Consider the following 14,070-nt stretch of genomic DNA (forward strand, 5'->3'; position numbering starts at 1 on the left):
ACTAATACCCCGGAGGTTGACCCCAGTCAGGGATTAATTGAATTGTCTCAAAACGTCGTTGACCCCAATGCTTTAATTGCTCAAAATGCTTGCCGACAATGGGGACAAAGTGAATTTACAGTCCGAGGTAAGGGGGGTTTACCTGGTTCCCCGGAACAACTCCACAGCAGTCATGAGGTAGCAGTGAGTTTAATTGCTCCCACCCTGGAGGAATCATCGGCTGTGGTCAGTCCTGTATCTATGATGACTCGAAGAGTTATCCCCGCCCAGGGATGGGTAGTTAATGCTCAAGGAGATGTGGTTTTGGTGGCTGATTCTAGGGGAAATAACCCTCACCGAGTTGATGCTGCTACGGCATATTGTCGGTAAATGTCGCACTCAAGCTCTTGTAGTACGGGCATCTTGCCGGGTATTGATGTAACTTAATTGTTGATCAAATTAAAGTCAGGGTGACAATGAAAACAACTCACAAAAAAAAGCTCAGATTAGAACCCAGATTCAAGCCCTCTGTTTTTCTGCTGATTCTACTGTTCTGCCTTTCTTTAGCCATCCCCCCTGTATTTGCTCAGATTCATACAGATACAGTACAACTGATGCAACAAGGCAGGCAACTTTACAACTCAGGGGAATTTACCAAAGCTATACCAGTTTGGCAACAAGCCATCACAACATTACCCAGTAATTCCCTCAATACAGCCACTGTATGGAGCAACCTTTCTCTCACCCATCAGCAATTAGGAGAATGGGAAGCAGCTAATACAGCCATTCACAAAAGTTTAGAGATTTTACAATCTGCCAAAACCACCACAGAACAACAGCGCATTTTAGCTCAAACCCTGGATATTCAAGGGCAACTCTTACAAAAAACTGGGCAATCTCAGGAGGCTTTAAATACATGGCGACAAGCAGCTACACTTTATCCCCAGTCACCCAATGGTCAACTTCATCTTAATTTGATTAATCAAGCTCAAGCTATGCAAGATTTAGGAATGTATTCGCGAGCTTGTCAAACTTTATTAGAAATATTAGGTTTAAGCAATGCAGAATGTCATATTTCCGAGGCAGAAATAGCAAAACTGCAACAGCAAATACTAGGGAATCCCCAAAATATTTACCCAGCACAAGCTTTAAGAAGTCTCGGTAATGTCATGCGGATTATAGGCGATTTTCCCGCAGCGGAAACAATCCTCCAAGCTAGTTTAGCAATTGCTCAAACCAATAATTTACCGGAAGATGAAAGTAAAGTTTTGCTGAACTTAGGTAATATAGAACTGGCCTTAGCTAACAGAGCTACAGAAGTAGCAAATAGGCGACAAGCGGCAATTTATCGAGCCAAAGCCTTGGAGAAATATCAAGCAGCTTATGAAAAAGCAGTTTCTCTTTCATCTCCGGGTTCAGCTATTTTACAAGTGAAATCTCAACTAAATCAGCTAGAACTATTAATAGCAGAGCAAAAATGGACAGATGCAGAAACTTTGATATCTCCACTCAAATTTTCATTAACTCACCTCCCCCTGAGTAGAGAAACCATTTATACTCGGGTTAGTTACACTCAAAACTCTCTTTGTTTACAGCAAAAACAGTCGAGTTGCCTCAGCCCCATCACTCCGAATTTATCATCGGTTGGTGAGGTATCTTTCCAGGAGGCAATTCAAACCTTAAACAGTGTTGCACAAGATGCTGCCCAACTTGAGGATCAACGGACGAAATCCTATATCCTGGGGCTTATAGGAAGATTATATGAGAGTCGCCAAGACTGGAATACAGCTAGTAAGTACACTCAAAAGGCATTACAGTACTCTTGGCAGGCTCAGGCACCAGAGTTAACTTATCAATGGCAATGGCAACAGGGGCGACTGCTAAAAGCTCAAGGAAAAACTGAAGCAGCCCTGACTGCTTACGCCCAATCATTGGCAAATCTCCGCTCCTTCCGCAGAGATTTAGTGGCTATAAATACAGAAAATCAGTTTAATTTTAGAGAAAGTACTGAACCTGTTTATCGTGAATATGTCAGTTTACTGTTGCAGCGTCAAGATAACGCAGACATACCCCAAAAAAACTTAGAGCTAGCCCGTGAAACCATAGATTCTCTGCAATTAGCTGAGTTAGAAAACTTCCTGCGCTTGGTTTGTCTGGATGCGAAGCCGGTGGTAATTGACGACATAACGGATAAACAAGACCCTACAGCGGCCTTGATTTATCCCATTGTTTTACAAGACCGTCTTGAGATTATTGTTAAGTTACCACAAAATAAAGACCTACTTCATTACACCACAAAGATTGATAAAAATATAGTTGAGGAAATCCTGGGGGAACTGACTCAGGAGTTGAGTTTAGCTAACCCAAACAATATTAGAATTGATCCCCGAGTCTATGAACGAGTAATCCTGAGCAATGCACAGATACTATACAAATGGCTGTTAGCCCCTGCTGAAAAAGATTTAGCCCAAAGTCAGACTAAAACTTTGGTTTTTGTCTTGGATAGTGCTTTGCAGAATATTCCTATGTCTGTACTGCACAACGGTGAAAACTATTTGATCCAACAGTACAACATTGCCCGTGCTCCTGGCTTACAACTTACCGACTTTCAAACTTATCGGGACAAAAAACCTCGGACTCTCATCGGCGGATTGAGTGAATCCCCCGAAGCGCGGGAGCAACAATTCTCCCCATTACCCTTTGTCCTCAAAGAAGTACAAGAAATTAAATCACAAGTTCCTAGTAGCACTGAGTTACTTAATCCCTCTTTTACCAATGCAGGCTTCAAAAATACCCTCAATTCAGCCCCTTTTTCTGTTGTTCACCTAGCCACCCACGGACAGTTTAGCTCCCAACGTGATGATACTTTTATCCTGACTTGGGACGATCGCCTGAATCTCAACCAGTTAAATAGTTTACTGCGTTCCAGAGATCAGCAGCCTATTGAATTACTAGTATTGAGTGCTTGCGAAACCGTAAAGGGAGACAGCAGAGCCGCCCTAGGGTTGGCTGGCGTTGCTGTCCGAGCGGGGACTCGCAGCACATTAGCTACCCTTTGGCAAGTAAATGATCAATCAACGGCTCTGTTCATGAGTCAATTTTATCAGGCTTTGATGGGTAACAATATGAGCAAAGCCGCTGCTGTACGCCAAGCCCAATTAGCTCTTTTAAACAACCCAGAATACAAGAGTCCCTATTATTGGGCGATTTACGTTCTCTTAGGTAAATGGTTTTGAGACTCCCCAGATGAAATACCAGCACCTAACCTCTGGGTTGGGATAAATCCACAAGCTGACAGTATAGGGTAGAACATGGCAAAAAAGCGGAGATTCCAGGTTATGATTGATGGATTCATCAAACATCCCACTTGTAAGTTAGTCCTTCAGATGCTCATCGGCTTAATTACTACTGCAAATATGCAGATGGTAAACGCCCAACTCACACCAGACAATAGCTTAAATTCTAGAGTCAGGAATGATACAGTAAATAACCGTGACATCATTGAAGGGGGAGCCATCCGTGGGGGTAACTTATTTCATAGTTTCACTGATTTTAATGTCGGCGCTGACAGAGGGGTTTATTTTAGTAACCCCGATAGTATTGGCAATATTTTAACCAGGGTGACGGGAAGTAATCCTTCTAGTATTTTGGGAACCTTGGGAGTATTGGGGAATGCTAACCTGTTTTTAATTAATCCCCATGGTATTAGTTTTGGTGCCAATGCTCGGTTAGATGTCAAAGGTTCCTTTGTGGCTTCTAGTGCCGATAGTATCATCTTTGATAATTATGAGTTTAGTAGCACAGATACCACAATAGACCCGTTATTAACAGTAAATATTCCCAGGGGGTTAAGATTCCGGGATCATCCAGGAAATATTACCCTGACTAATTCTCGTCTGAGTGTTCCAGAGGGTAAAACTTTAGCTTTGATTGGTGGTGATGTCAGCCTGAATAACACTCAAATCATATCACCGGGAAGTACAGTAGAGTTGGGTGGGTTAACCCAAACCGGAAGGGTTGATATAGATGAAAACTTGGGTTTGAGTTTTCCTGAGAGTTTGGGTGGCGCAGCCACAAATATCACCAGAGGAAATATCAGCATCAGTAATGGTGCGGTGGTAGATGTTGCTGCTGGTGGTGGTGGGAGCATAACAATAAATTCCCAAAATTTAGAGATAACTGGGAATAGTCAGCTGCGTGTTGGGATAGCACCGGGGATGGGTTCACCAGATGCTCAAGGGGGAGATATTCAGATTAATAATACTGAGCACATCACCCTGGATAACTCATTCATATTTAATGAAGTATTCGGCCAAGGAAATGCTGGGAATATCCACATCAATACTTCTAGTTTAACTTTACAAGATGGTGGTCGTATTAATGCAAGTATCTCTGGTAAAGGTAATACAGGAGCGATAACGATTACAGCCGCTGATGGGGTGACTATCGGCGGGGAATCTAGTCTGGGCATTATCAGTTTAGTAGTTAGTCTAGTAGGATCAACAGGAGAAGGGAATAGTGGGGGTATTACTATTGATACTTCTACTTTAACTCTGGAAAATGGTGGTGGTATTAATGCTAGTACCATTGGTAAAGGTAATGCGGGAGCAATAACCATTACAGCCGCTGATGGGGTAATTATACGCGCAGAATCTAGTCAAGGCGTTATTAGTTCAGTAATTAGTGCAGTAGGACAAACAGCACAAGGAAATAGCGGGAATATTACCATTGATACTTCTACTTTAACTGTGGAAAATGGTGGTACTATTAACGCTAGCACCATTGGTCAAGGCAATGCCGGGGCGATTGTGATTACAGCCGCTGACGGGGTAACTATCCGGGGGGAATCTAGTCAAGGCATTATTAGTTCTGTATCTAGTGCAGTAGCACCAACAGCACAAGGCAATAGCGCGGGTATTACCATTGATACTTCTACTTTAACCGTGGCAAATGGTGGTAATATTAACGCTAGTACCTTTAGTAAGGGTAATGGCGGGGCGATTGTGATTAGAGCCGCTGATGGGGTGACTATCCGGGGGGAATCTAGTCGAGGATTTCTTAGTTTAGTAGTTAGTGCAGTAGGACAAGAAACCGCAAAAGGAAATAGCGGGGATATTACCATTGATACTTCTACTTTGACTGTAGAAAATGGTACTAGTATTAATGCTACTACCTTTGGTCAGGGTAATGCCGGGGCGATTGTGATTAGAGCCGCCGATGGGGTGACTATCCGGGGGAAATCTAGTGCAGGCTTTACTAGTTCTGTATCTAGTACAGTAGCACCAACAGCAAAAGGAAATAGCGGGGATATTACCATTGATACTTCTACTTTGACTGTGGAAAATGGTAGTAATATTAATACTAGTACCAGTGGTCAGGGTAATGCCGGTGCGATTAACATTCGAGCTACAGAGCAAGTAGGGATTTCAGGTACTTATTTTGACAGAATATTAAACAGAGATTTTGGCGGCATTTTAGCCGTCACCCTCACAGATAACAATGCCGGTAACATCACCATCAACACCCCCAGATTCCAAATTGCCGACGGAGCCGGAGTAGAAGCCTTTACCCAAGGCGCAGGTAACGCCGGTAATGTTACCATCACCGCACCTCAAATAGTAGATATTGGGGACAACAGTAAAATCATCGTGGAAACCTCCAGCGACGGGCGACCGGGTAACATCAACATTAATACAGACACCCTGAACATAAGTAAAGATGCTCAACTGAGTGCCACCGCCACCGCCACCGCCACTAATAGCCAAGGCGGCGGTAGTATCACCCTTAACAGTTCTAACTTAAACATCTCCGGCAAACTCGGTATATTTGCCGAAACCCAAGGACAAGCCCCCGCCGGTAACCTTACCTTACAACCCTATAACAATCAGCCCAACCTGAATATCAACTTTACCGACAACGGTTTTATTTCTGCCTCCACCACCGCCAGCGGAGCCGGGGGAAATATCACCCTCACCGCCCCCCAACAGATGGATATTCAGGGCAATGGTAAAATCTCTGTGGAAACATCAGGTAGTGGTAATGCTGGTCAGATAGACATCAAGACCCGTAACTTAAACCTCGCCCGTGGCGTAGAAATCACCGCCTCCACCAGCCAACAAGGCAACGGTGGCAATATTCAACTCAACATCACAGACAACCTGCGGTTAAATCATAGCAGTATTTCTTCGGCACCACCCCAGGCTCCACAGGCAAAGGGGGAAACATTGTCATTAACCCCATACTCATAGAATTAAATGGCGGTTCCACCATTGCTGTTAATAGTGCGGGAGCCGGGGACGGTGGTAATATTTCCCTCACCGGGCAAAACCTCAATCTCCGTCAAGGCTCGACAATTACCGCCAACACTGCTAGTGGAGAGGGTGGTAATATTACCCTCAACATCACAGACAACATCCGTCAACGGGACAAGAGCAATATTTCCGCCAGCGCCGGCGGTACTGGCAATGGTGGTAACATGACAGTTAATACCAGTTTTCTCCTCAGTAGAGACAGTGATATTACTGCCGATGCTTTTGCGGGAAGAGGAGGAAATATTAACATCACTGCCCAGAGAATTTTTCAGGATACACAGAGTAAAATTACTGCTAGTTCCCAACTGGGTATTGATGGTGTTATAGAAACTAATACCCCGGAGGTTGACCCCAGTCAGGGATTAATTGAATTGTCTGAAAACGTCGTTGACCCCAATGCTTTAATTGCTAAAAATGCTTGTCCGACAATGGGGACAAAGTGAATTTACAGTCCGAGGTAAGGGGGGTTTACCTGGTTCCCCGGAACAAATACATAGTAGTAGCGAGGTGGAAGTGAGTTTAATTGCTCCCACATCTGAGGAATCATCGGCTGTGGTCAGTCCTGTATCTATGATGACTCGAAGAGTTATCCCCGCCCAGGGATGGGTAGTTAATGCTCAAGGAGATGTGGTTTTAGTGGCTGCTCCTAGGGGAAATCACCCTCACCGAGTTGATGCTGCTACGGCATATTGTCGGTAAATTTGATATTCCCTGGGTTTCCTGATCATGGTGAGTCTGAAGGTGCTTTTGTCAACCCCACTGATGTCAACAATTCTACCCAATACTGATTAATCTGGGGATCATTGGGGCGTTGACGGTGTAAATCAGCTAAAATACTGACAAAATTTTCCCACAGTCCAGCGGTGGCATAAAGCATTGCCTGATCTAAGGGTTCCGTGGTCTGTTGCACCTGAGAGTAAAGATTAGGATCTTTGACTACCTCAATCTTACCTTTTAAGTACAAATCTGAAGGACTAGAAGAATCACAAATGATGGAAAGTTTCCAAGTATATGCACGGTCTGCTGTTAATGGTGCTTCACTGGTAGGTATTTTGATACTCACAATACCTGCTTTGATACCACCCTCAAAGGTCTTTGTATACAGGTTTTGGGGTATTTGATCATCCCTGAGCAGAAATTCCAGTCCTTGTATTGCTGTGGTAGTTTCAGGAATGTAGAACCAGAATTGGGGATGGTCTGACGTGGTTCGTTGCTTTCCATCTTGTTCGTGGGCCGGGATGAGGGAAACAGGAAACTGCTCATCCGGGAAACATTTTTCCTCTTCATTTGTAAGCGATTCAGGTAGACGTGTACCTGCACCAGTGGTTCTGCTAGGCCTGCCTTCCGGGAATATAATTACATTGCCACCGGGTTGAATATAAGCTTCAATATTCCTGATGGCTTCTGCGGCTTGGCGATCGCCCGGACGTGCTGCTAATGCTTGCTGGAAATATATTAAAGCTTGGCGATATTCCCTGTCAGCAATTTTTGCATAACCAACTTGCATATATTCGTCATAGCTGGAAATGCTCTTAACTATGTGGTCAGGTTGATGTGTTGCTAAGACTGGAGTAGGAGGGATAAAACCTAGGGGTAAACAGAAGCAGCCAGTCAATAGACAGTGTAGCCAAATTTGATATTTCATACAAGAACTACTTAACTGGTAATAGAGATTTTGTCACCATAGCTGCAGATGGGGAACCCTGCTAAAATACTTAACACTATATTAAATTGTATTAAATGTGACAGTGAACAGCCTTGAGGCTGTTCACTCTTGACTGTTAATTAATTACTTATGCTTCGTCTAAAGCCGCAATACCAGGTAAGATTTTACCTTCTAACAGTTCCAAGCTAGCGCCACCACCGGTGGAGATGTGGCTCATTTGATCAGCTAAACCGACCTTTTCCACAGCCGCCACTGAGTCACCACCACCGATGATTGTGGTTGTACCAGTTTTACCGATTTCTGCGAGAGTATGAGCGATCGCTTCTGTACCGGTAGCAAATTTATCAAACTCAAACACACCCATAGGGCCGTTCCAAATCACAGTTTTGCAATCAGCCAAAGCTGCTTGGAAAACCTTCACAGAGTCGGGGCCAATATCCAAACCCATACCATCAGCGGGAATATTTTCAATACTGACAGTTGTTGCATTAGCATCGGGGGCGAACTTATCTGCTGAGACGATATCTGTAGGTAACAAGAAGGTAACGCCACGTTCTTGAGCTTTAGCTTCCAAAGTCTTGGCCAGTTCTAATTTATCTTCTTCTACCAAAGACTTACCAACACTTAAACCCCGGGCTTTATAGAAGGTGAAAATCATCCCACCACCGATGATCAGCTTATCGCATTTTTCCAGGAGAGTTTCAATCACACCTATTTTGCTGGAAACCTTGGAACCGCCAATAATTGCCGCCAAAGGACGTTGGGGATCTTCAATAGCACTCTGTAAGTACTGTAGTTCCTTCTCGATCAGATATCCCCCCACAGAAGGACTCAAGTAGTGAGTTACACCTTCAGTGGAAGCGTGGGCGCGGTGTGCTGTACCAAAAGCATCATTCACATAAAAGTCAGCATTAGCTGCCAGTTTTTTAGCAAATTCTGGGTCGTTTTTCTCTTCTTCCTTGTAGAAGCGGACATTTTCGAGTAGCAGAACTTGTCCATTTTGTAAAGCTGCAACTTGAGCAGCAACCGCATCGCCGATACAGTCATCAGTTTTGACAACTTCTTGACCTAGCAATTCCGAGAGACGTTTAGCAACTGGGGTTAAACGCAGCTTGTCATCCACACCCTTGGGACGACCAAAATGGCTAGCTAGAATTACCTTAGCTCCCTTCTGGGTCAAATCTTGGATAGTGGGCAAAGCAGCGCGAATGCGAGTATCATCTGTGATGTTGCCTTGGTCATCCACAGGGACGTTAAAATCAACCCGTACTAAGGCACGTTTACCTGATATATCACTTGCAGACAAATTTGCTAAAGTTTTTTTCGACATTATGATAGACTCTCCTGATTAGCCTTTTGTTATTGTTTTGAAAGTGGAACCATCAAGATTTTACGAGCAAGCAGTGATGCGTAAATCCCCCGTTATTTATGCGGGGCATATTAAGCTAATGACTGATTTGATTCTGTCGTGAAATGCTAAAATTATCATAGCGGTAAAGCGTACACTTAAAAAGCGTGCGCTTGAGAACTGCCAGGGCGGTAGGTGAGTTCCACGGTGTTAACTTGTGGACTCGCAGAGGCGGACTTTTGCACAGTGAAGCAAGGGTAAACACTAAATATCCTTAGTTAGGTGAGTGTCAACGTAGTCAGGGGTGCTAAGTGACAGAGATGTTTAAAACAGTACTATTTCCAATTGATCAAAGCCGGGAAGCGCGAGAAGCTGCTGATGTAGTTACCAACGTTGTGCAGAAGTACGGTAGTCGCTTGGTGCTGCTGTCTGTGGTGGAAGAACCAGTCACGGATGTACCCAGTCCAGATCCCATGAAGTCGTCAGACCTTGTCTCTCAATTGCTGGAAAATGCGCGATCTTTGTTTTCTCAGCAAGGAATTCAATGTGAGATTCTGGAAAAACAGGGGAAACCAGCCTTTACTATCTGCGATGTGGCTGATGACATCGGGGCAGATTTAATTATCATGGGTTGTAGAGGATTAGGTTTGACTGACGAGGGAGCAAGTGATAGTGTTACTACGCGTGTAATTAATCTTTCTCCTTGCCCAGTGCTAATTGTGCCTTAATCTTGCCAAGACGCGATGAATCGCGTCTACCTACATTCGATCCCCAATAGCACTTTTGCTGCCTAAAATTCTTTGGTTGCGTAACATCTCTCCATCTTCGCCGGTCAAATAGTTCGGTTATCCCGCTACTTGTCAGCAACTGAAGAGGGGGTTTTTGCGTCACTATGGATATAGTTAGTAAGATTTGTGTAAATTATTTTTTTTGTCAACGAAACAGTTTTCAATTATAATTGAAAGATTTACCTGAGTTACTTTACTATCTGCTTGATTTGTCTTAGTATAGGATAAGTAGAAATCATATCGACTTCAGATTTTACAATTGCACATCGCGGCCGAGGATAAAAAGAATTTACGCCAATAACCAAGTGTGCTTCTAGGAGACTTCAAAATTCAGGGAAGGTAAGGGAACCTATATCGGGTAGGGGTATTCTTAATCTTTCATAGGCGGTGTATGAATTGACTTCTTTTGGTAGCGCCCTATGTTCCGTGATATGTTTACTACCTTTCCAAACCAGATTTAGTTATTCAAGATCCGTTGTATTTACGGAGTAGAGGACAACGCACCAATGGCTATTGTTAAAACCAAAACCGAAAACCTCAATACCAAATTCACGGCTGATATGGTCAGAACCTATCTGCGGGAAATTGGTCGGGTACCACTGCTAACGCGAGAAGAAGAGATTATTTTTGGCAAGCAGGTACAACAAATGATGACCCTTGTGGAGGCTAAAGACTCCTTAGGGCAGGAGCTAGGTCATGAACCTAGTTTAGCAGAGTGGGCAGCCCATGTTAACCAAACGGAAACACAGATCACACACTCTGTGACCCTAGGTAAACGGGCCAAGCAAAAGATGATTGAAGCCAACCTGCGTTTGGTTGTGGCCATCGCCAAGAAATACCAAAAGCGCAACATGGAGTTTTTGGATTTGATCCAGGAAGGAACTCTAGGATTAGAAAGGGGTGTAGAAAAGTTTGATCCCACCAGGGGTTATAAGTTCTCCACCTATGCTTACTGGTGGATTCGCCAAGCGATTACCCGGGCGATCGCCCAGCAAGGTCGGACTATTCGGTTACCGATTCATATCACCGAGAAACTCAACAAAATCAAAAAAGTACAGCGGGAATTGGCGCAAAAGTTGGGGCGATCGCCGAATCCTGCGGAAATTGCGCAAGAGTTGGAACTAGAGCCGATGCAGATTCGGGAATACCTGAATATGGCGCGTCAACCAGTGTCCTTAGATGTGAAAGTCGGCGATAACCAGGATACAGAATTGCAAGAAATGCTCGAAGATGAAGGACCATCTCCTGAGTATTACACCACCCAAGAGTTCTTGCGTGAAGATCTGAATAACTTGCTCGCAGAACTTACCCCCCAACAAAGACAGGTTTTAGCCCTGCGCTTTGGTTTAGAAGATGGTCATGAAATGTCTTTAGCTAAAGTGGGAGAACGCTTAAATCTTAGCCGTGAGCGCGTCCGTCAGCTAGAACATCAAGCTCTTGCTCATTTGCGCCGTCGTCGCGCCAATGTTAAGGAGTATGTTGCTAGCTAAAAGCAGATAGCTTGCGGTGACGCGCCTCCTGAAGTCAGGGGGCGATTTTTTATCTTGTTTTTCCACGAGGGATGGTGTTAATTAAAACTCAATCCCAGCTTGGGCCTTCACTCCTTGATCCCGGAAAGGATGTTTAATCAGAGTCATTTCCGTGACTAAATCTGCTCGCTCAATTAAAGCAGGAGGTGCGCCTCGACCTGTGAGAATTACGTGCTTGTTGGGTGGTTTTTCTGCTAACCCTGCTAAAACTTGATCTACTTGTAAATAGCCCATTTTCAGGGCGATGTTGATTTCATCGAGCAACACTAACTGAAATTCTGGATTGCGAATATATTCTAATGATTTTTCCCAAGCGGCGCTGGCTTTGTCAAGGTCGCGATCGCGGTCTTGAGTTTCCCAGGTAAAGCCTTCCCCCATAGCGTGAAATTCTATCTGGTTTTCCCAAAAGCTGAAAACCTTTTTTTCTGATGGTTCCCAAGCACCTTTGATAAATTGCACAATCGCTACTTTATACCCATGACCGAGCGATCGCAACACCATACCCAAAGCCGCCGTGGTTTTACCCTTACCATTACCAGTATTAACTATAATTAAACCTTTTTCTGGTACAGCCTCTGCTATACGGCGATCCTGTACCTCTTTGCGCCGCTGCATCTTGTGGCGGTATTGTTCATCAGTTAAGTTAGTTAGGGTTGAGGACATGATTTCGTCTATTAAGCGTTCAATTTCTCTATCTGAGTTTAACTCTTCTGGTGTATCGCTTTTCATCAACCTTACTTATCAAATATGAATTTTCTCACCCACAGCAGGGTTATAGGACGAAGGGGTTAGTCTTGAAAAGACTGGATTTATTCAGGTGAGTGACTACGTGTTGTTTCATTTAATTCTCTTGAGAAATTATTTGGGAACACTATATTAATTCCTGATCATATGGCTTGGAGATCATGAAAAATGTAGATATTCAACATTTTTGTAGGATTTAATTAACTAAATTTCGGGAGAATCTGAGAGGATGTTTGATAAGTTTTCAACAGGTAATTTTTATCTTAGGGAACAGGGAACACACCGAACAGGGAACAGGGAACACCGAAGGATTGGGGAGCACCGAAGGATTAGGGAATGGGAAGGATTGGGGAACACACAAAAAACAATCAAATCCAGTCCCCTCCCCTTACAAGGGGAGGGTTAGGGTGGGGTCAAATAATATTCGATACAGTCTATTCTTATATCAGTATAATTTTTGCCGAAATTCTTTCCTAGGGGTAATGTCATAATTGCCTGAAATCTAGATAACATTAGATTCAGCGTGTTTACTATTCAGGAGTGCCAAAATGTCAAAAAAACTGGGTCAAAAAATCTCCCCCATACCCATGTCCACCGATATCGGCGTGGTAGATTTGATTAATAATTACTTCACAGCCTATAACTCAGCACGTTTGCGAGAAATCTGTCAACTCATGAGTCACGATATCTTAAAAGATGGCGTGACTGTGGGAGTTAGCCTTTCTGGTGCGATGACACCAGCTGGATTTGGAGTTTCAGCACTATCGCCCCTAATTCGCAACGGTTTTATTGACTGGATGATTAGTACAGGTGCAAATCTTTACCATGATATGCACTATGGCTTAGGTTTTGAACTGTTTGCCGGTAATCCGTTTTTGGATGATGTCAAGTTGCGCCAAGATGGTACGATCAGAATCTATGATATTATCTTTGGCTATGATGTCTTGCTGGAAACTGACGCTTTTATTCGCAAGATTCTCCAAGCAGAAGTATTTCAAAAACCCATGGGAACTGCCGAGTTTCACTATCTATTGGGTAAGTATGTCCGAGAAGTAGAAAAGCAGTTGGGAGTGCAGCATTCTTGTTTGTTAGCCACAGCTTATGAATGTGGCGTACCTATTTATACCTCATCCCCAGGAGATAGTTCCATTGGGATGAATGTTGCAGCTTTAGCTTTGGAAGGTTCAAAGTTAGTCATAGACCCTTCTATTGACGTGAATGAGACAGCAGCGATCGCCTATTGTGCCAGAGAATCAGCCGGAAAAAGTGCAGCTGTAATTCTCGGTGGGGGTAGCCCTAAGAACTTTTTACTACAAACACAACCGCAAATTCACGAGGTTTTAGGGCTAGAAGAAAGGGGACACGATTACTTTGTACAGTTTACCGACGCTCGGCCGGATACCGGAGGTTTGTCAGGTGCAACTCCCTCGGAAGCTGTGAGTTGGGGTAAAATAGACCCAGAAGAGTTACCTAGCACAATTGTTTGTTACACTGATAGTACCATAGCTGTACCATTAGTCACAGCTTATGTTCTCAACCAGTGTCAACCTCGACCTCTGAAGCGGTTATATGACAGACGACCAGCAATGCTGGAGAAATTAAAAACAGACTACCTAGCAGCTTTAGCACAGCCATCGGAGCAAGTCCGAGCTGCTGTAGCTGATATGGTATCTTAGCAATAATTCCTCATCGTCCCTAAAGCATG

General features: G+C 43.9%; 12 protein-coding genes. 8 read left to right on the forward strand and 4 right to left on the reverse strand.

Translation table 11 applies throughout. The features are described 5' to 3' along the window. Positions 1-42: 42 nt before the first annotated feature. The 3 genes from AC6IZ0_RS04230 to AC6IZ0_RS04240 all read left to right on the forward strand — a co-directional run bounded on the left by AC6IZ0_RS04230 (position 43) and on the right by AC6IZ0_RS04240 (position 6,227). Positions 43-369, forward strand: coding sequence for a hypothetical protein (locus AC6IZ0_RS04230; protein ID WP_497725203.1), 327 nt, complete (start codon positions 43-45; stop codon positions 367-369). Between the two features lie 86 nt (positions 370-455). Next, positions 456-3,215, forward strand: coding sequence for a CHAT domain-containing protein (locus AC6IZ0_RS04235; RefSeq protein WP_497725204.1), 2,760 nt, complete (start codon positions 456-458; stop codon positions 3,213-3,215). Positions 3,216-3,290: 75 nt separating this feature from the next. Then, positions 3,291-6,227: a two-partner secretion domain-containing protein gene (locus AC6IZ0_RS04240; RefSeq protein WP_497725205.1), complete on the forward strand. Its 2,937-nt coding sequence runs from the start codon at positions 3,291-3,293 to the stop codon at positions 6,225-6,227. 2 nt (positions 6,228-6,229) lie between these two features. Here the strand turns inward: AC6IZ0_RS04240 and AC6IZ0_RS04245 are convergent, their stop codons facing one another. Next, positions 6,230-6,400, reverse strand: a complete 171-nt coding sequence (locus AC6IZ0_RS04245; protein WP_497725206.1) for a hypothetical protein — start codon at positions 6,398-6,400, stop codon at positions 6,230-6,232. Between the two features lie 54 nt (positions 6,401-6,454). On the opposite strand from AC6IZ0_RS04245, the gene AC6IZ0_RS04250 reads away from it, so the two are divergent. Both AC6IZ0_RS04250 and AC6IZ0_RS04255 read left to right on the forward strand, forming a co-directional pair. Continuing rightward, a complete protein-coding gene (locus AC6IZ0_RS04250; RefSeq protein ID WP_497725207.1) occupies positions 6,455-6,733 on the forward strand; it encodes a hypothetical protein in 279 nt (92 codons plus the stop codon). Beyond that, the gene (locus AC6IZ0_RS04255; protein ID WP_497725208.1) at positions 6,705-6,989 is read left to right on the forward strand and encodes a hypothetical protein; all 285 of its coding nucleotides are present in this window, start codon (positions 6,705-6,707) and stop codon (positions 6,987-6,989) included. Before AC6IZ0_RS04250 ends, AC6IZ0_RS04255 begins: the two co-directional genes overlap by 29 nt. Before the next feature lie 25 nt (positions 6,990-7,014). Here AC6IZ0_RS04255 and AC6IZ0_RS04260 read toward each other — a convergent pair whose 3' ends face one another. Beyond that, the gene (locus AC6IZ0_RS04260; RefSeq protein WP_497725209.1) at positions 7,015-7,935 is read right to left on the reverse strand and encodes a DUF928 domain-containing protein; all 921 of its coding nucleotides are present in this window, start codon (positions 7,933-7,935) and stop codon (positions 7,015-7,017) included. Between the two features lie 148 nt (positions 7,936-8,083). After that, positions 8,084-9,286 (reverse strand): phosphoglycerate kinase, encoded by a 1,203-nt coding sequence (locus tag AC6IZ0_RS04265; protein ID WP_271734193.1) that lies wholly within the window; start codon positions 9,284-9,286, stop codon positions 8,084-8,086. 338 nt (positions 9,287-9,624) lie between these two features. On the opposite strand from AC6IZ0_RS04265, the gene AC6IZ0_RS04270 reads away from it, so the two are divergent. Together AC6IZ0_RS04270 and AC6IZ0_RS04275 are read left to right on the forward strand one after the other, a co-directional pair. Further along, positions 9,625-10,032, forward strand: a complete 408-nt coding sequence (locus tag AC6IZ0_RS04270; RefSeq protein ID WP_271734194.1) for a universal stress protein — start codon at positions 9,625-9,627, stop codon at positions 10,030-10,032. A 566-nt stretch (positions 10,033-10,598) separates the two neighbouring features. Then, positions 10,599-11,582 carry an RNA polymerase sigma factor, RpoD/SigA family gene (locus tag AC6IZ0_RS04275; protein ID WP_271734196.1) on the forward strand — a complete coding sequence of 328 codons (984 nt, stop codon included), beginning with the start codon at positions 10,599-10,601 and terminating at the stop codon, positions 11,580-11,582. A gap of 81 nt (positions 11,583-11,663) precedes the next feature. Here the strand turns inward: AC6IZ0_RS04275 and cobO are convergent, their stop codons facing one another. Beyond that, positions 11,664-12,350: a cob(I)yrinic acid a,c-diamide adenosyltransferase gene (gene cobO / locus AC6IZ0_RS04280; protein WP_280791591.1), complete on the reverse strand. Its 687-nt coding sequence runs from the start codon at positions 12,348-12,350 to the stop codon at positions 11,664-11,666. A 563-nt stretch (positions 12,351-12,913) separates the two neighbouring features. On the opposite strand from cobO, the gene AC6IZ0_RS04285 reads away from it, so the two are divergent. Beyond that, entirely contained in the window at positions 12,914-14,041 is a 1,128-nt protein-coding gene (locus AC6IZ0_RS04285; protein ID WP_271733981.1) for a homospermidine biosynthesis protein, read from the forward strand. Positions 14,042-14,070: the final 29 nt, after the last annotated feature.

This window comes from Anabaenopsis sp. NIES-4685 (assembly GCF_059725405.1).